The following is an 18,664-nucleotide window of genomic DNA, read 5'->3' as shown; positions in this document are numbered from 1 at the left end:
AGGCATCGTCCGGCCCGGACGGCGCCCAGCGCCGACGGTGGCACCGCACCAGCGGTCGCCTCCGGGCACCTGGTCGAGATGGTCGGCGATCCGCGACCCGCCCCGCTGCCCGCGACGGACCTACCGGGCCCGGTCAACGACGCGAGACATGACCGCCGATGCTCCGGCTGCCGGGGCCACCGCCCGGGCCATCCAGATCCCGGTCGTCCTGGCACGATGGCGGTTCGCCGGCTGATCCAGCCGAGCGCCCGGCAGGACGCGACGCCTCGGGGGCGGCCTTGCGCCGGACCAGCCATCCGGCGAGCGTCACGACGCCGAGCAGCACCACCACCGTGATGGTGGCGCCCCGCGCGGTCCGCGCCGCGGCCCCCGCCGTCGCACAGACCAGTGCGGTCGGCAGCACTCCCCCGGCGCCGGCCAGCGCGACCCGGCGCCATCCGAGTCGGTAGGTGCCGGCGAGCAGGGCGACGGTCTCGGCGAGCACCGGTACCGGTCGGGTCAGCAGCACCGCCATCAGCCCGTAGCGCCGGAGCAGCGCCTCGGCGCGGGCGTGTTGCGTCGGCGTCGTGGCGCGTGCGATCAGGTGGCGGCTGTTGGCGCCGATGCCGAATGCGACGAGCGTGGCCCCGAGCCCGCCGATCAGGGACAGCAGCGTGCCGGCGAGCACGCCGAACAACGCTCCATTGGCGGTCATCACCAGGCTGGATGGCACGGGCAGCGCCACGTCGACGAGCAGCAGCCCCACCCCGGCGGCGGCCGCGGCCGGACCCGCCTCCCGCGGCATCGGCGTCGGACCGGTCAGCACCGGCACGTCCAGCGCCTCCACCACCAGGAAGACCACCACCAGCACGGCGGGTATCCCCGCGAGGACGACGGGGTACGCCCAGCGGCGCGCGCTGCTCACACATCCCGCCGGTACAGGATCGCGTTCGCCGCCATCTCCAGGTAGCACTCGCGGATCAGCAGTTGGTGCCGGGTCTTCTCGGCCACGATCGGAAAGGCGATGTCGACGGCGTCCGGACGGCCCAGGGCCAGGCCGAGCTGCTCGGCCACGGCGAACCCGTTGATCGCGTCGAGGTTGCTCAGCAGCAGCATCCGCATGTGCCGCCACGCCGAGCCTCGTACGCCCGCGAGCCGGCCCTCCGCCTCGCCGACCAGCTCACGGGCCGCGCCCAGCACCGTCGCGACGACGGGGACCAGCTTGCCCGCCGCTCCACCCGCTGCCGGCGCCGTCCGGCCGAACGCGCGGTACAGGTCCGAGACGGCTTCTTCGTGCTGCCGAGCCGGTGCCGCGATCTCGCGGAGCCAGCCCCGGATGTGCGGCTCGCCGACAGCGTCGGCGGTGTCCTCCAGGATCTTGCGGTAGGCCGACTGCAGCGTGCGCGTGGTGACCAGCCACGGTGCCACGCGGTCCAGGTGAGCGGTGACGGTGGCGTCGTCGAGTTCCACCAGCAGTGGGCGGTTCACGACCCGCTCCCGTCGCGCACGACGCGCCACAGCACACCCGTGTGGCCGTAGGACATCTGCGTCTTCTCCAGCACGCGGGAGACTCCGAAGTCGAGCACGTAGAGGCTGCCGTCGGGGGCGAACTTGGCGTCCACCGGTCGCTCGACACCGCCGGTGCCCAGCGCCGACGCCGGGCCGGGCCGGGCGTTGCGCAGGAACGGCTCGCTGCTGCCGTCGGCGGGGTCCACCGTCAGCACGCGGAATCCGTGTTCGAGGTCGCGCGGGTCGGGCGAGTTCATCGGTGCGAGGGTGCCCCACTCGCAGACGAACAGTCGCCCACGGTGGCCGAAGGCGTCGCTGCGCGATACGTCCAGGCCGGTCATCGCCGAGTGCGGTTTCTCGAGGAACACCGCGGGTCCCGCCCACGGCGGCGGGTCCGCGAGCAGCGGCTCGGCCGGCCGTCCGCGCCGGGGCAGGTGTGATTCGTGCCAGGCGGGCAGCCCGTCGCCGCAGATGTCGGGAAAGCCGTACCAGGCGGGGCGGTCGATCGAGCCGTGTGGCGTGCGGGCGGCGTCGATGCGCCAGATGCGATCCGGGTCGTCGCGGATCGCCCGATCGCCCGTCTCCTCGAAGTCGTTGTCGGAGACGTACAGCTCGCCGTCCTCCCCGAACGCCATGCCGTAGGGGTTGCGCAGGCCCCAGGCCACGAGCTCCATCTCACTGCCGTCGGGCTGCGCGCGCCACAGCCCGGAGCTGCACTTGAGCTCCCCACGGACCACTTCGCCCCGGCGCGCGGGGGTGCCGAACGGCTTGAACGGCCCGGTCTCCACCAGATACGGGTACGGCCCGGTGGGGTCGTAGCTCTGCACGTTGTTGCCGGTCAGTTCGACATCCTCACCGGGCACGTCGTGCACGCCGATGTGTCGTGCCACGTCGACCTGAAACCCCTGGGGCAGCATCACGCCCTGCTGGGACACCGACCCCTGCGCGAAATACATCAGACCGTCGGGGCCGAACACCGGCCCGCCGGGCTCGTGCCAGCCGCCGTTGGGCAGTCCGTCGATGACCACCTGGCGGTCACCTGTGGCGAGGTCGATCCGGTCGATCCGGGCGTGGCGTCCGCCCTTGCACGACACGAGCAGCGCGCCGTCGTGCACGGCGACGTGCCGCGGCCCGCCAAGGGTCTCCTCGGAGACGACGTCCAGGTGACCGGTGGGGTCCAGCCGCAGGATCCGCGCGGGTAGATAAGGGCGGGTGGGCCAGGTACTACCGCCCTCGAGCACGAACAGGGTGCCATCGTCGGCGAACCCCATGCCGCAGGGCATCGACAGGCCGACGAGCACCACCTCCACGCGGTAGCCGTCCGGCACCACGACGTCTGCCGGGTCGACCCGCGCACGCGCGGGTGTCGGAAGCTCGCTCAGCGCCTCGGGCGCCGCCACGCTCACCGTCAGCGGGATCAATGAGGTCATGGCAGTCCCTACAAGTGGATCGAGGCTCGGCGTCCGCCGGGCTGTGGCCGCGCACCTGTTCCCCGGTCCCCCGCCGCCAATCCCCTCCAACGGGTGAAAGCCGACGTCGCGGCCGCTCCGGCTCACCGTCGGCGATCCCGCCGCAGGGCGGACGGAGGGTCGTTCGCCAGCGGATCGGTACGGTCCCCGGTATCGCGACGGTGACGCGCCCCTTCGGCTAGCCTCGCAATCGGGGAGGACGCATCGCGTCGCCCCTTCGCACACACCCGTGGCCTGCCGCCGCCAACATGGCGTCGGCGCCGCGGCACCGAACTCCTCGGCTGGTGCGAAGGGCGCAGATGACCACTCGGCGGCAGGACGGGCCCTGGCGTTCCCAAGACTTCCGGCTCCTGGTCGCCGGCCAGACCGTGACCCAACTGGGCACCGACGTCACCACATTCGCCTTCCCTCTGATCGCCGTCCTGCTCCTGGACGCCACGCCGTGGCAGCTGGGCGTGCTCGTGGCCGTGCAGAACGGCGCGTTCCTGCTGCTGGCAGTGCCGGCCGGGGTCTGGCTGGACCGGCGGCGGCTACGACCGGTCCTGATCGCCACCGACCTCGTCCGGTGCGCCGCGCTGGTGACCCTCACCGTCGCGGCCGCGCTGTCCTGGCTCAGCCTGTCGCTGTTGATCACGACGGCCGCGGTCATGGCCGTCATGCGGGTGCTGTTCGACATCGGCCACCAGTCCTACCTGCCGATGGTGCTGGGCCGCCGGCACCTCCTCCGGGGCAACTCGGCCGTGGAGACGGTCCGCTCCTCCGGGCAGGTCGCCGGTCCCAGCCTCGGCGGGTGGCTCACCCAACTGGTCGGCGCCACGAACACGCTGCTGGTCGACGCGGTGAGCTTCCTGCTCAGCGCCGCCTGCCTCGCGCGGATCCGGACCCGCGAGCGGGCGCCGCGGCGGACCGGCCGCTCCCGCATGGTGCCGGACGCCCGCGAGGGGCTGCGCTTCGTGCTGACCCATCCCGTCCTGCGCGCGATCGCCGCCACCAGTGCCCTGTCGAACCTCCTCTTCACCGCCGCCACGGCGCTGCTCGTCCTGTTCGTGGTCGACACCGTGGGCTTCGCGCCCGGCGTCGCCGGCATGCTGCTGTCCGCCGCCCCGGCCGCCGCGCTGCTCGGCGCCGCCACGGCCACCCGGTTGGCCCGCCGCGTCGGGTCGGCCCGGATCATCTGGCTGTCCCTGGTGGTGACCAGCCCGGCGAACCTGCTGGTCCCACTGACCGGCCCCGGCTGGGGCGCCGTCCTCCTCGTCGCCGGCCTTGCCGGCAGCGGGATCGGCCAGGTCGTCTACGGGATCACCCAGGTCACCTACCGGCAGACGGTCGTGCCCGTCCGGTTGCTGTGCCGGATCAACGCCAGCATGCGTCTCCTGGTCATGGGCGCGATGCCACTCGGGGGCCTGCTCGGCGGCGTGCTCGGTGACGCGCTCGGCGTCCGGGCCGCCCTGCTCGTCATCGGCGCCGGGCTCACCCTCGCACCGGTCCCGCTGCTGCTGTCACCCCTTCGCCACGCACGTGAGCTGGAGGAACTGGCGCGGCGGCCGATGAGCGACGAGGCTCCGCCGGCAACCAACCGGGCGCGCGCCGCACGCCGGCGGCGGCGACCCGCCTGCCCGCGGCCGGACGGTCGACGGCGAAGCGCACGGAGCAGCCGGCGGGCCACGCGCCGCACCTCGATGGGATCGTGACCACTGCCGCGGCGCCGTCGGGACGGACCGCCCGGCGTCCGGGCTGCTAGCGTTCGGCGCCATGTGGATCGAGGACCTCGTGGCCGGGCGCCCGGCGTGGCGGCACACCCCGTCGGGCGTGGTGTTCCGGGAGGTTCCGGGCGGCACGTTCCGGATGGGCCTGTCCGACGCGGAGCTGGAGGCGGTACGCGCCATCGAGCGCAGCGGCGGGGTCGAGGACACCATCGAGCCGTTCCTCGCCGAGGCTTGGGACGCACAGCCGGTACGCGAGGTGCGGGTCGAGCCGTTCCTGATCGCCCGGCACCCGCTGACGGTGGCGCAGGTCCGGCACTGGCTGCCCGAGTACGAGGACGAGTACGCCGAGGCGGACAGCGGCACGGCCCGGCTCGAAGACGACCTGGACGACCTGCTCGAGCTGTTGCCGTTCCGGCTGCCCAGCGAGGCGCAGTGGGAGTACGCGGCCCGGGCCGGCACCACCACGCTGACCTTCCGCGGTGACGGGAAACCCGGCGAGGACCAACTGCTCGACGACTTCGCCGACGAGACGCGGACGGCTGCCGGGGAGAACGCGTTCGGGCTGGCGGCGATGGGGTCGGCGAACGAGCTCTGCGCCGACGTGTGGATTCCCGGGTTCGCGGGCGCGCCGGCCGACGAACGCCCACGGACCGGCGACGGACCCCGGACCGTACGTGGCGGAGCTGCCGACGTCCACCCGTGGCAGGGCTGCGACGAGTGGCTGCTGCTGCTCTCCGCCACCCGGTACGAGCACGCCGACTTCACGGCGGTTCGCCCGGTCGCCCCACTGCCACCCCGCTGAAAGCCGTCTCAGCGGGTCCGCCACGTTCTGCGTCCGCGTACGACAGGCGTCCTGCGGGCGGATCACCAGACCGGCGAACCGTGCCAGCTGCAGCTGTCGCGCAGCTCGTACTCCGGGTCGCCGGGCTCGACGGACCTGGCGGTCAGCGACGCGGGCAGCTCGGCCAGAGTGGCCGGGCGGCCCCGTCCGGTGCCGGTACGTTCCTTCGCGACGGCCTCGCGCAGCGCGGGGGCGATCCACGCCGCCGCACCCGGGACGGACCCCGTGCGCCGCGGTGACCAGCGTCCTCCCCCCGGCGAAGCGATCCGCCCGCTGACCGACCGGATACCGTTGCCGGCGTGCGGGCGGAGGCGGGCGACACGATCGGTTTCTCGGTGCTCGGCCCGATCAGGGTCGTCCGCGCCGGTGCCGAGCTGCAGCTGGGCGCCCGCCAGCAACGCCTGGTGCTCGCGTTGCTGCTGGCCCGGTCCGGTGCACCGGTCTCCCTGGCCGAGCTGGTCGAGCTGCTCTGGGGCGTGGACGCCCCGGCCAGCGCCGCGAACGTCGTGCACCGGCACGTCGGGGTGCTCCGGCGGCTGCTCGAGCCCGACCTGCCCGCCCGCTCGGCGGGCCGGCACATCCTCCGGGAGATCTCGGGCTATCGGCTGCGCGCCGACGAGGACTCCCTTGACCTGCTGAGGTTCCGGTCGCTGAGCCGGCTGGCCGGCCGGCGCCTGCAGGACGGCGACGCGGAGTCGGCGCTCCGGCATTCCCTCGACGGGCTGCGGCTGTGGCGCGGCCGCTGCGCCGCGGGCCTGGAACCGGCCTCCCGCCTGCATCCCGCGTTCCTCGCCGTGGAGGCCGAACGCGCCCAGGCCGTGCGCGAGGCGGCCGACGCCGCCGAGCGCTGCGGCCGGCTGAGCGCGGTGCTGGCGCCGTTGCGGCAGGCCGCCGAGCAACACCCGCTCGATGAGTCGCTGCAGAGCCGGTTGCTGCTGGCGCTCGCCGCCGACGGCCGTCAGGCCGAAGCCGTCGAGACGTACCGGGTGGTGCGCCGCCGGCTCGCCGACGACCTGGGCATCGATCCGGGCGAAGAACTGCGGGAGGCGTACGACCGGCTGCTGCACCAGCGCACCCAGCCGGCGCGCACCGATTCGCCACTCCCCCGGCCCGCGCAGCTGCCGCCGGACCTGCCCTTCTTCAGCGGCCGGGACGACCTCATCGCCGAGGCCCGCGCGGCGGTCGCGCGCCCGGACGGGCCGGCGGTGCTCGCGATCGACGGCATGCCCGGGATCGGCAAGACCGCCCTCGCCGTCCATCTCGCCCACCAGTTCGCCGCCGACTACCCGGACGGGCAGCTCTACGTCGACCTGCGCGGATACGACGGGCGGGAACCGGCGATGAGCCCGGCCGAGGCGCTGCGCGGTTTCCTCGGCTCGCTCGGGGTTCCCCAGGAGGGCATCCCCGCCGAACTACACGCCCAGGCGGGCCTGTACCGCAGCAGCCTCGCCGGCCGGCGCCTGCTGATCGTGCTCGACAACTGCCGGGACACCGAGCAGATCCGGCACCTGCTGCCGGGCAGCCCCGGCTGCCTGGTGATCGTCACCAGCCGCAGCCGGCTCAGCGCCCTGCTGACCACGGCCGGCGCCCACCCGTTGCCGGTCGGCCTGCCGAGCGTCGACGAGGCCCGCGCGGCGCTGCTGGGACCGCTCGGCGCCGGCCGGGTCGCGGCGGACCCGGCCGCGATCGACGCCATCATCGCCAGCTGCGGACGGCTGCCGCTCGCGCTGGCCGTGGTGGCCGCCCGCGGGGCGAGCCTGCCGCGGATGCCACCGGCGCAGATCGCCACCGAGCTGACCCGAGCGCCGGGCAGCTTGGACGGCTTCGACGGCGACGACCCGCAGACCGGGCTGCGTGCCGTCTTCTCCTGGTCCTACCAGGCACTCTCCGCCCCGGCCGCCCGCCTCTTCCGGCTGCTGCCGATCCATCCCGGCCCCGACGTCTCGATCGCCGGGGCGGCGTGCCTGGCCGGCGTCCCGCCGCGCAGCGGGCGGGCGCTGCTCGGCGAGCTGAGCCGCGCCCACCTGATCAGCGAGGACCTGCCGGGCCGCTACCGCACCCACGACCTGCTGCTGGCCTACGCCACGGAGCTCGGTGAGGAGAACGACAGCCCGGCCGAGCGCGCCGCCGCGGAGCTGCGCTGCCTGGAGTTCTACCGGGCCACCGGCTATCAGGCGCACCGGCGGCTGCTGGCCCACGCCGGGTACCACCCGATGATCGAGCCGGGGCCGGGCGAGACCCCGCTGCGCTTCGCCGGCCACGGCGACGCCATGCGCTGGTTCACCGCCGAGCGGCAGGTCCTCATCGCGCTGGTCGGCCGGGCCGCCCGGCAGGGCCGGCACACCGAGGCCTGGCAGCTCGCCCTGAGCATGCAGCACTTCTTCGAACGCAGCGGCCGGTGGGCCGACTGGACGACGACCGGCGAGGTGGCCCTCGAGGCCGCCCGGGCGGGCGGCGACCTGGTCGGGCAGGCCCGGATGCACCGCAGCCTGGCCGGGGCGGCCTACTTCCGAGGCGAGCACGAGAGCGCGATCGGGCACCTCGACCGGGCAGTCGAGCTGCTCGCCCGGCTCGGCCTGCACGACGAGGTGACCCGGGCCCGGATCAACCGGGCGATGATCCGGCGCGCCCAGGGGCGACACGAGGAGGTCGTCCGGACGCTGCCCGCGGCGCTGGGGCCGGCTCTGGCGGCCGGAGACGACAAACTGCTCGCGAGCGCCCTGGTGATCATGGCCGCGAGCCACGCCGAGCTGGGCCGGGGGGAAGAGGCCGTGCGCTGCGCCGAGCAGGCCATGGCGCTGTCGCGCGGAGCGCGGGACGGGCTGGGCATCGCCGAGGCCTGGGAGGTGCTCGGCCAGGTGCATGCCGCCCGCCGGGAGCGTGACAAGGCGGTCGACTGCTGGCGCGAGGCGGCCGTCGCCTACCAGGAGGCCTCGGCGTCGGCGCCCGCGGCGGAGGTGCTGGCGCTGCTCGGCGACGCCCTCGCCGCCGGCGGCGACCAGGGCGCCGCGGTGCGGGCGTGGCAGGAGGCGCTGGCCCTGATCCCGTACCCGCAGACCCGGACCGGCCGGCGGCTGACCGACCTGCTCGCGGCGGTCACGTCGGGTCCGTGACCGGTCGCGATCGGCGACGGCACTCGATTCTCACTTCCGCGTCAGTCCATTCGCATCGGCCGCCCCTAGGCTCCTGCCTCAATCACCGTTGCTCCTGCCTGTGGGGGAAATATGGTGCTGCGGGCACCCGACGAATCACCGGACGGCCGGACCGAGCGCATGACCGCGCTGCATGCGGACCACGCCCGTGCCGTGCTGCGTCTCCTGCTGGTGCTGACCCGCGGCCAGCGGCAGGCCGCCGAGGATCTGCTCCAGGAGACGATGCTGCGGGCGTGGCGGCACCTCGACTCGGTGCCGGCCGAGCCCGATGCCGCCCGCCGGTGGCTCTGCACCGTCGCCCGGCGGCTCGTCATCGACGGGGTCCGGCTGCGGCGGGGCCGCCCGGCCGAGGTCCACCTCGTCGACATGACCTGGATTCCCGCTGGTGACGACACCATCGGCAGCGCGCTCGCGGCGCACGCCATGCGGCACGCGCTCGGCCGGCTGACCCCGGCGCAGCGCAGTCTCCTCTCCGAGGTCTACCTGGTGGGCAGGTCACCGAAGGAGGTCGCGGGCCGGCTGGGAGTGCCGATCGGCACGGTGAAGTCCCGGACCCACCATGCGCTGCGCGCCCTGCGCACCGGCCTGATGGCGGCCTGAGCAGGGACGAGTCCACCGGCCGCCGAGCCGTCTGCTGCGTCGAAGATCACATTGCTCCAACGCGCGCCCGCCTGACGCCTTGAGGCTTTGCCATGCTGACGCGATCGTGGCAACCAGCCCAGCACGGATCGCAGCAGCATGACCAGCCCGCTCTCCTTCGCCGTTCTCGGCCCGGTGCGGGCCTGGCGCGGCCAGTCCGAGATCGACCTGGGCACCCGGCAGCAGCGGCTGCTCCTGGCGTTGCTGCTCGCCCGCGCCGGCGGCGCGGTCAGCGTCGCCGAGCTCGTCGACCTGCTCTGGGAGTCCGACCCCCCACCCAGCGCGGTCAATGTGGTGCACCGGCACGTCGGGATGCTCCGGCGGCGCTTCGAGCCGGGCCTGCCGACGCGGGCACCGGGCTCGGTGCTGATCCGCGACGGCGCCGCGTACCGGCTGCGCATCGACGGGCAGTCGCTCGACCTGCTGCGGTTCCGGCGCCTGGTCGCCCGGGCCGGTGCCAGCTCCGGCGAGCCGGCCGTCGAGCTGTACCGGGAGGCGCTGACGCTGTGGCGCGACCGGTGCGCCGCCGGCCTGCAGGCCGGCGGCCGGGCCCATCCGGAGTTCGTCGCCGTCGACGGCGAGCGGTTCGCGGCCGTCCGGGCGGCGACCGACGCCGCCCTGCGGGCCGGATGCGTCCACGTGGTGCTGCCCGCGATCCGGCGGGCCGCCGAATACGAGCCGCTGGACGAGGCGCTACAGGCGCGGCTGCTGCTCGCGCTCGCCGCGGACGGCCGGCGGACCGAGGCCCTCGCGGCCTATGCCGACATCGAGCACCGGCTCGCCGAGGAACTCGGCATCCAGCCGGGCGTCGAACTGCGCGCGGCCCGGGACACCCTGCTCGACCACGACGCTCCGGCCGACCACGCCAGGTCGCGGCGCGGCGTCGGACGCGCCGAGCTGGAGGTGTCACAGCCGACCCGGGCCGAGCCGCCGGCGCAGTTGCCGGCCGACCACCCCTACTTCACCGGTCGCCGCGGCGTCCTGGCCACCGCGAGGGCGCTGCTGGCCGGGGACCGGACCACCGCGCTGGTCATCGACGGGATGCCCGGCGTCGGGAAGACCACAGTCGCGGTGCACCTGGCCCATCAGCTGGCCCCGCGTTACCCCGATGGGCAGTTGCACGCGGACCTGCGCGGTTTCGACTCCGGCGACTCGGCGATGACACCGGCGGAGGCGCTGCGCGGCTTTCTCTGGTCCCTCGGGGTCGCGCCGGCGGCGATCCCGGCCGAGCTGCACGCCCAGGCCGGCCTCTACCGCAGCATCCTGGCCGAGCGCCGGATGCTGATCCTGCTCGACAACTGCCGCGACTGGGACCAGATCCGGCACCTGCTGCCCGGCACCGGAGGAAGTCTCGTCATCGCCACCAGCCGCCGCCGGATCACCGGTGCGGCCGGCCCGGCGGGCGCCCACCCGCTGCACCTCGACCTGCTGACCGACGCCGAGGCTCGCGAGCTGCTCACCCGCCGGCTCGGCGACGCGGCGGCCGCCGATCCGGCCGCCGTCGACGAGATCATCGCGCGGTGCGGCCGGCTGCCGCTGGCCCTGGCGCTGGTCGCCACCCGCGGCGTCGGCCGACCCGGGCTCAGCCTGCCCGCGGTCGCCCGTGAGCTGGCCGAGGCCGACGGCCGGCTGACCGGCTTCGGGGACGCGCACGCCGATCTGGAGGCGATCTTCTCCTGGTCCTACCGGGCCCTGACTCCCGGGGCGGCCCGACTGTTCCGGCTGCTGCCCCTGCACCCGACCGGGGAGCTGAGCACGGAGGCGGCGGCCGCCCTCGGCGGCCTGTCCCTGCGCGCCGCCCGCGGTTTGCTCGCCGAGCTCGGGGCGCAGCTGCTGGTCCAGCCCGACAGCGGCCGGTGGCGGATGCATGATCTGCTGCGCGCCTACGCCGTGGAACTCGGGGAGGAACACGACGACGCGGCCGAGCGGGACGCGGCCGTCGAGCGAATCTACGACTTCTACCAGCTCAGTGCGTACGCGGCGCAGCTGCCCCTGCAACCGCAGGTGCCGCTGCCGGAGCCGGAGCCGTCCGGGCGCGGGGTCACCGGGCGCGGCTTCACCGGCCGGGCCGAGGCGATGGCCTGGTTCGCCGCCGAGCAGCGGGTACTGACCGACATCGTCGCGCGGGCCCACGAACGCCGCCGGCCCGGTACGGCCTGGCAGATCGCGTTGGCGATGCAGAACTTCTTCCAGGACACCGCGCAGTTCAGGCAGTGGGCGGCAACGGCGGACGCCGCCCTCGCCGCGACCGGGGACGACCCCGCCGCCCAGGCCCTGCTGCACCGCAGCCTCGCCGGCGCCTGCTACTTCCTGGCCGATCTGGACCGCGGGTTGTCGCACCTGCAGCAGGCCCGGACGCTCTTCGACCGGCTGGGCCGACGCACCGAGCAGGGCCACGTGGAGAACAACATCGCCGAGATCCGGTTGGATCAGCGGCGCTACCGCGAGGCGGTCCGGCACGCCGAGGCCGCGCGGGCGCTCTTCCGCAGCGAGGGCAATGTCCGGGGTGCCACCACCGCCCTGCTGGCCATCGCGCGGGCGCAGGGCCGGCTCGGCCGGCACGCCGAGGCACTGGGCATGTTCGTCGAGGCGCGGCGGCAGTTCGAGGCCCTCGGCGACCTGCACGGGGTGGGCACCACCCAGGCCTGGCTGGCGCACACGTACTCGATGATCGACGACCTGCCGCACGCGTTGGCGAGCTGGCAGCAGGCGATCGACACCTTCCGCGCCGCCGGGGCCACCCACCACACCGCCGAGGTACTGGTCTCCATCGGCGACTTCCACTCCGCCAACGGCGACCCGACCCAGGCCGGGCAGGCGTGGAGCGAGGCCCTCGCCGAACTCGACGGGACGGACTCCCCGCTGGCCCGGCAGATCCGCGACCGGCTGCGCTGGCACCGGTGACCCCGGACGCGACGCCGGTGGGCGCCGCGTCCGGGTCCCACCGTCAGTACCGGTAGGCGCGGATGACGGTCTGCTTGACCGTGTTACCGCTGGTGTCCGTCGCCGCGGCGCGCAGCGAGACGAAGCCGCTGCCGGCCGGGTTGCGCACCCAGGCGACCGCCTTCTCGCCGGACCGCTTCACGGTCAGCGGCTGCCAGGTCTTGCCGTCGTCGAAGGACGCCTCGACGGACAAGGTCCTGGTCCGGCCCGGCGCCGCACCGACCTGACGGTCGAGCGAGACCGGGATCGCGAACAGCCGGTCGGCCGGCGCCCGGTTGTCGATGTCGAGCTCCGGGCTGTACCGGATCGCCGTCATCGGCAGCTTCACCAGTTCGCCGTCGGCCACGTGCCCGGACTTGAAGGTCCACTCCGCGTCGACCACCGTCGAAAGGGTGAACTCCGGATCGCTGCGGTAGGTCGCGGTCAGCCGGTAGTCACCTTCCTCCGCAGGCACCTGCCACAGCGAGCGGGCCTCGGTCTTGTCGCCGAGGTTGACCCCGTTGCGGTAGAGGCTCACCTGCACGCTGCCGTTGCGCTCGTGCCGGATGCCCATGTGGCCGCTGCCGTCGCCGTGCAGCGGACCCGGCCCGCCAATTGTGTCACCCCAGTAGCGGGTGGCGTACTGCTGGCCGAAGTTCGGCTCGGGGAAGACCGGCCCGACCACCCCGTTGGCCCACTTCACGTCGTACGTGCGCCCGGGCTGGAAGCTGGTCCATGCCGACTCGTAGTACGTGTACCGCTGCTGGTACGAGGTCGACTGCCACACCGCCTGCTTGTCCTGGTGGTAGTACTCGGTGATGGTGTTCGGCACGTCGTAGGTGAAGGCCGGCTGGAGATCGTGCCCGGCCCGGTAGACCGGCGAGTTGCCGGGCGCGTGCGCGACCGCGGTCCGCGACACCGGCACGCCGGCCACGTCCGCACTGATCCGGGAGCGGACCGTGGCGAAGTCGCCCGCACGCAGCCTGCGGGTCAGCCCGGTCATCATCTTCTTCGGCTCGTACAGGTAGACCCGGTAGGCGTACGGGCTGTTGTGCAGGGTGTTGTCCTGGGTCACCTGGCCCCACATGCCGTGGACGTAGGAGACGAAGCCGGGGGTCTCGCCGGCCCCGATCTGCGCGGTCCGCAGGTGCTCGAAGGGGACGCCCATCACCGCGCCGTACGGGTCGTTGCTGCCCCAGATCTGCGGCTGCTCGGTCCGGATCGTCCAGCCGAACTCCTGGTGGACGGCGGTGGCCTTCGCGTTCGGCACCGACACCGCGATCGGCTTCGCCAGGCGGGCGTCCATGGTGAGCGCCTGGTCCGTGGTCAGGTCCAGGCTCGGGCGCACCATCGTAGTGATGTGGCTGAGGGAGTCGCCGGTGAACAGGTAGGTCTGCACCAGGTAGCGGCCCGCCCGGACCCGGTACGTGCTGGCCTTGGGGTCGTTGAGCACCAGGATGGTCTGCCGGTCCAGGTCGGTCAGGACGGTCACCCAGCCCTGCTCGGCCGTCGGCGCACCGCCGTCCGGCCCGACGAGCTTGAGGGTCAACCTGCTGCGGGCGATGTCGAGCGCGACCGGGGTCTGCACCTGCGCGCCGCCGCCGGTGGCGGTCACCGTACCGCCGAAGTAGCGCTCGGGCAGGCCGGCGCCGGACTGCACGTTCACGGTCACGGTGGCCGTGCCGCCGGCCGGGACCGTCACGGAGGAGGCGCTGAGGCTGAACAGGCCGGCCGGCGCCGGGGCTCCCTCGGCGTCCCTGGCGTCGAGGGAGACAGCCAGGGTGACGGCGGAGGAGCCGCTGTTCGCGTACGTGATCGTGCGCTGCTGCGCGGTGGCGGTCCGCTCGAAGGCGACGCTGACCGGGCTCGCCGTGACGCTCTGCTGGATCGCCCGGGCCACGTCGAGGAAGCCGGCGCCCTGCTCGTAGACACCGATGGTGGCGCTCGGCTGCGCGGCGGCCATCAGCGTGGACTTGATCCGCTCAGGCGTCCAGTCCGGGTGCTGCTGGGCCAGGATCGCCGCCGCACCGGCCACGTGCGGAGCCGCCATCGAGGTGCCGTCCATGCTGGCGTACTGCGGGTTTTCGGCCGGCCACAGCTGGGAGGCCGAGCTGCGGGCGGCGACGATGCCGACGCCGGGGGCGGTGATGTCCGGCTTGATGCCGGCGTCGCCCGCGCGCGGACCCCGGCTGGAGAACTCGGCCAGCTCGCCCGTCTTGCTCACGGCGCCCACGGTCAGCGCCTCGTCCACGCCGCCGGGTGAGCTCACCGTGGACTCGCCGGCCAGGCCCTCGTTGCCCGCCGAGACGACGAAGAGCACGCCGTGGCGGTGCGTGAGGTCGGTCAGGGCCGCCTCGATCGGGTCGGTCCCCGGGCTGTCCGGGCCGCCGAGGCTCATGTTGACGACCTTGACGCCCTGCTCCGCCGCCCAGGTCATGCCGGCCAGGATCGCCGACTCCGGGCAGCCCTCCCGCATGCAGACCTTGGCGCTGTAGAGGGTCGCCCCGGGCGCCACGCCCTTGTGACTGCCCTGCGACGCGGCCCCGCTGCCGGCGATGGTGGAGGCGACATGGGTGCCGTGGCCGACCCGGTCGAGGGCGTCCGGCTCGGCGGTGAAGTTCTCCGCGGCGGCGACGTGGCCGGCCAGGTCGGGGTGGGTCAGGTCGACGCCGGTGTCCACCACGCCGACCTTCACCCCCGTTCCCGTCCAGCCGGCCTGCCAGGCCTTCGGCGCGCCGGTCAGCGGGACGCTGACGTCGAGGGTGGGCTTGCGCAGTCCATCGAGCCAGACCTTGTCGAACCCGGCCCGCAGTCGCCGCTCGGTGCCGTTCGCCGTGGAGGTGAGGTTGTTCCAGAAGGACACCGCCTCCGCGCGGTTCTCCGCGACGGCGCTCGCCCCGGAGAGCTTCCGGGTGGTCCGGGCGCCGGCGAGGGCGGCGGGGGCGGCGCTGCTGCTGTGCTGGACGATGAGCGGCAGGGTGGACCGGGTGTCGTCGTAGCCGAAGTCGACAAGCGTCGAGATGTCGAAGAGCCGCTCGTCGAGCTTGCCCCGGTTGAGCAGGCCGACGGCGTCGGCGGGGATGACCCGTACGTCCTCGCCGGCGCTGTGGGTGAGGAACGGGATCCGCTCCCGCCCCTTGCCCGGCACGACGTCGACCGCGGTCTGGCCGTTCACGGTGCTGACGTGGACGGTGTCGCCGGTGAGCAGAGTGACCGTCCGGGGCTTGGACGCGACCTTGGGTTTGGTCGTCGGCTGCGCGGCCTGGGGCTGCGCCGACGCCGGCAGACCGCCCGGCGCCACCGCCGAGACGCCCAGCACCAGCAGTGCCAGCGCCGATATCTTGCGAACTGAACGCATCATTCTCCCTGGATGAACGCGAGAGCTATCCAGGTGTCCTGGACGTGAGCGGCGGGTGAAAGTTCACCCAATGTGACCTGGATCACGTCGGCCGAAGTGATGCGGGGCCCGCATGTCGGGTCCGCCGAGCCTCCAAGGCGGCCAGCTCACGATCACCCTCAGGCTCCGCAGGGCGGAGATCAGAGCTATCCACCCGGCTCCGGCGCAACTATTGTAAAGATTAGTTTCAATTAGCTCGGTCGGGAGACAGGGTGTCGCCGACCGTCGTGCCTCGACACCCCCATCAGCGCGACGACAACCGGGAGGACGCAGCATGATCGCCCGTACCCATCGCACCGTGGCCCGCAGGGTGGTCCACTTCCTCACACTCTGCCTGGTGCTGGTGACCGGCTTCGCCCAGCCCGCCCACGCGGCCCCGGCCTTCAAGGTCATCGCCTTCTACAACGGCAACCACGACCAGGCCCACATCAGCTTCGTCCGGGAAGCCAACCAGTGGTTCCCGCAGATCGCCGCACAGCACAACTTCTCCTACACGGCGACCAACGACTGGAGCCAGCTGAACACCGCCAACCTGGCCCAGTACCAGGTGGTGATCTTCCTGGACGACCTGCCGCCGGTCGCCCAGCGCCCCGCGTTCGAGCAGTACATGCGCGGCGGTGGCGGCTGGCTCGGCTTCCACGTCTCCGCCTTCACCACCAACCCCGGCGGCTGGGACTGGTACCACAACCAGTTCCTCGGCACCGGCGCGTTCCGGACCAACACCTGGGGACCCACCACCGCCACCCTGCGGGTCGAGAACCGCACCCACCCCTCCACCGTCCGGCTGCCCGCCACCTTCACCTCCTCGGTGAGCGAGTGGTACAGCTGGAGCCGCGACCTGCGGACCAACCCGGCCATCAACATCCTGGCGTCGGTCGACCCCAGCAGCTTCCCGCTCGGCACCGATCCGAACCAGACCTGGTACAGCGGCTACTACCCGATCATGTGGACGAACACCAGCTACAAGATGCTGTACGCGAACTTCGGCCACAACGCCATGGACTACGCCAGGGACGTGCCGTTGTCGTCCACGTTCGCCAGCGAGGTGCAGAACCGCTTCGTCATCGACGGGCTGCTCTGGCTCGGCGGTGGTGCCACCACTCCCCCGCCCTCCGATCCGATCTCCTCGACCTCCTGGTACAGCCTGGCCAACCGGGGCAGCGGAAAGTGCGTCGACGCCCGCGCCGCCGGCACCGCGAACGGCACCGCGATCCAGCAGTACGCCTGCAACGCGACCTTCGCCCAGCAGTACCAGTTCCAGCCCACCAGTAGCGGCTTCACCCGGGTGAACAACCGCAACAACAGCGCCCAGGCGCTCGACGTGACAAACGTGTCCACCGCCGACAACGCACCGGTCCAGCTCTGGGCCTACGGCGGTGGCGGCAACCAGCAGTGGCAGCCGGTCCCGGAGGGCAACGGCTACTACCGCCTGGTCAACCGGCTCAGCGGCAAGTGCCTGGACGTGCCGGGCGCCTCCACCGCCGACGGTGTCCAGCTGGTGCAGTACACCTGCAACGGCACCGCCGCCCAGTCGTTCCGGCTCCAGGCGCGGTAACCACGCGGCCGTGAGGAGGCAGGGGGCGTGACCCCCTGTCTCCTCGTTGCCGGGGAGGCAGCGAGCACGGCCGCTGGGAGGTGCCGCCGTGGTCTCAGTTGGCGGACAACCGCAGGGAGAGCCGGCGGCGGTAGGCGTCGAGCACGACGGCGACGATGATCACGCCCCGGTGATCATGGCCCGCTGGAAGTCGGAGACCCCCATCAGCAACAGGCCGTTGCTGAGCACCCCGAGCGCCTCGCCGGTGACCGTCTCGCCGAGCTGCGGCAGCCGCGGCACCCGCACGCAGAGATCCATGTTGAGACTGCCCACGACCATCAGCCGCGCGGTGCTGCCGGCGTCTACGCCGGACCGTCGATGCCGTGGTCCCCGCCGGCCGGGTCCGGGCATCCGCACGAACCCCGGGCGATCAGGCTGGATCGCAGCACGATCCGGGCGACCGGGGTGGACGGCTCCGCCACCCGCCGCACCATCCACTCCACGGCGGCCCGGCCCAGCTCCTCGAAGGGCTGGCGCATCGTGCTCAACGCCGGCACGGTGTACGCGCTCGCTCCGATGCCGTCGAAGGAGCACAGGGCCAGGTCTTCCGGTACCCGCACGCCCAGTTCGGCGGCGGCGCGCAGCACTCCGATGGCCTGCTCGTCGCTGGTGACGAAGAGCGCCTCCGGGGGGTTGGGGGCGGTCAGCAGTTGGCGGCCGGCCCGGTAGCCGTGGGCACGTCCGAACGGCACATGGATCAGCGGCGAGCCGGCCGGGTCCAGGCCGCCCTCGGCCCCGGCCCGGCGCCAGCCCGCGACCCGGTCCACGGTGGGGTGCATGTCGGCCATGCCGGCCACGCATCCGATGCGTCGGTGCCCGTGCTCCAGCAGGTGGGTGGTCGCCTCGTAGGCGCCCGCCTCGTTGTCCACCAGCACGTGGGTGGCGTGCGGGATGGCGATCTCCCGGTCCAGGACCAACCGGGGAACCGGTGTCTGGGAGAGTTCCGCGGTCCAGGTGCGCGCGCCGTGCGCGGGTACCAGGATCAGCCCGTCGACCTGCCGGTCCAGCAGCGCCCGCACGTAACGGGCCTCCCGCTCGTCGTCGTCCATCGCGTTGCCCAGCAGGATGGTGTACCCGTGTTCGAAGCCGACCTCCTCGATGCTGCGGGCCAGCTCGGCGAAGAACAGGTTCGAGTTGTCCGGGATGACCAGCCCGAGGGTCATGGTCCGGCTCGTCCGCAGCGACCGGGCCACCGCGTTGGGGCGGTATCCGAGTTCGGCGATGGCGGCCAGGACGCGTTCCCGGGTGGCCGGGGCGACGCCGCGGGGGCCGTCGTTGAGCACGTAACTGACGACGCTGGCGGACGTGCCGGCGAGACGCGCGACATCACTTCGGTTGGCCATTGGCGTCCTATCAACTCGAATTGCCAACTCGTGTTGATTCGGAGTATCGATCGGCGTGAGAGGGTTGCGCAACGGTTGCGTCGGTAACGAGGCGATAACGCACGTCGATGTCC

12 protein-coding genes are annotated in these 18,664 nt (G+C 73.2%); 6 read left to right on the top strand and 6 right to left on the bottom strand.

The genetic code is table 11. The annotated features are described in order from the left end of the window. Positions 1 to 133 precede the first annotated feature (133 nt). The 3 genes from V6U79_RS08880 to V6U79_RS08870 are packed head-to-tail and all read right to left on the bottom strand — an operon-like array spanning position 134 to position 3,044. On the bottom strand, positions 134 to 904 hold the full coding sequence (locus tag V6U79_RS08880; RefSeq protein WP_334521907.1) for a TVP38/TMEM64 family protein: 771 nt from the start codon (positions 902 to 904) through the stop codon (positions 134 to 136). Continuing rightward, on the bottom strand, positions 901 to 1,467 hold the full coding sequence (locus V6U79_RS08875; RefSeq protein ID WP_334521904.1) for a hypothetical protein: 567 nt from the start codon (positions 1,465 to 1,467) through the stop codon (positions 901 to 903). The genes V6U79_RS08880 and V6U79_RS08875 overlap by 4 nt, the downstream gene beginning before the upstream one ends. After that, entirely contained in the window at positions 1,464 to 3,044 is a 1,581-nt protein-coding gene (locus V6U79_RS08870) for a PQQ-dependent sugar dehydrogenase (RefSeq protein WP_334521901.1), read from the bottom strand. The genes V6U79_RS08875 and V6U79_RS08870 overlap by 4 nt, the downstream gene beginning before the upstream one ends. Positions 3,045 to 3,256: 212 nt before the next feature. Here V6U79_RS08870 and V6U79_RS08865 point away from each other — a divergent pair, with 212 nt between their 5' ends. From V6U79_RS08865 to V6U79_RS08845, 5 genes are all read left to right on the top strand, one after another. Next, positions 3,257 to 4,648, top strand: a complete 1,392-nt coding sequence (locus V6U79_RS08865; protein ID WP_334521898.1) for an MFS transporter — start codon at positions 3,257 to 3,259, stop codon at positions 4,646 to 4,648. 61 nt (positions 4,649 to 4,709) lie between these two features. Next, complete coding sequence (locus V6U79_RS08860) at positions 4,710 to 5,465, top strand: formylglycine-generating enzyme family protein (protein ID WP_334521895.1); 756 nt, start codon at positions 4,710 to 4,712, stop codon at positions 5,463 to 5,465. A gap of 338 nt (positions 5,466 to 5,803) precedes the next feature. Continuing rightward, a complete protein-coding gene (locus tag V6U79_RS08855) occupies positions 5,804 to 8,617 on the top strand; it encodes an AfsR/SARP family transcriptional regulator (protein WP_334521892.1) in 2,814 nt (937 codons plus the stop codon). Positions 8,618 to 8,776: 159 nt separating this feature from the next. Next, positions 8,777 to 9,256, top strand: a complete 480-nt coding sequence (locus V6U79_RS08850) for a sigma-70 family RNA polymerase sigma factor (RefSeq protein ID WP_334521889.1) — start codon at positions 8,777 to 8,779, stop codon at positions 9,254 to 9,256. A 138-nt stretch (positions 9,257 to 9,394) separates the two neighbouring features. Beyond that, positions 9,395 to 12,199 carry an AfsR/SARP family transcriptional regulator gene (locus tag V6U79_RS08845; protein WP_334614195.1) on the top strand — a complete coding sequence of 935 codons (2,805 nt, stop codon included), beginning with the start codon at positions 9,395 to 9,397 and terminating at the stop codon, positions 12,197 to 12,199. Positions 12,200 to 12,242: 43 nt separating this feature from the next. Here the strand turns inward: V6U79_RS08845 and V6U79_RS08840 are convergent, their stop codons facing one another. Further along, positions 12,243 to 15,575 (bottom strand): S8 family serine peptidase, encoded by a 3,333-nt coding sequence (locus tag V6U79_RS08840; protein ID WP_334614193.1) that lies wholly within the window; start codon positions 15,573 to 15,575, stop codon positions 12,243 to 12,245. Between the two features lie 313 nt (positions 15,576 to 15,888). On the opposite strand from V6U79_RS08840, the gene V6U79_RS08835 reads away from it, so the two are divergent. After that, positions 15,889 to 17,169, top strand: coding sequence for a ThuA domain-containing protein (locus V6U79_RS08835; RefSeq protein WP_334614192.1), 1,281 nt, complete (start codon positions 15,889 to 15,891; stop codon positions 17,167 to 17,169). A 159-nt stretch (positions 17,170 to 17,328) separates the two neighbouring features. Here the strand turns inward: V6U79_RS08835 and V6U79_RS08830 are convergent, their stop codons facing one another. Together V6U79_RS08830 and V6U79_RS08825 are read right to left on the bottom strand one after the other, a co-directional pair. Further along, positions 17,329 to 17,487 (bottom strand): hypothetical protein, encoded by a 159-nt coding sequence (locus V6U79_RS08830; RefSeq protein WP_334521877.1) that lies wholly within the window; start codon positions 17,485 to 17,487, stop codon positions 17,329 to 17,331. A gap of 23 nt (positions 17,488 to 17,510) precedes the next feature. Next, positions 17,511 to 18,551, bottom strand: a complete 1,041-nt coding sequence (locus V6U79_RS08825) for a LacI family DNA-binding transcriptional regulator (protein WP_334521874.1) — start codon at positions 18,549 to 18,551, stop codon at positions 17,511 to 17,513. Positions 18,552 to 18,664: the final 113 nt, after the last annotated feature.

Origin of the sequence: Micromonospora psammae, from assembly GCF_036902725.1 — a bacterium.
Classification (GTDB): domain Bacteria; phylum Actinomycetota; class Actinomycetes; order Mycobacteriales; family Micromonosporaceae; genus Micromonospora.
Note: the sequence above shows the minus strand (reverse complement) of the source record. Positions and strands in the feature narration are given on the sequence as shown.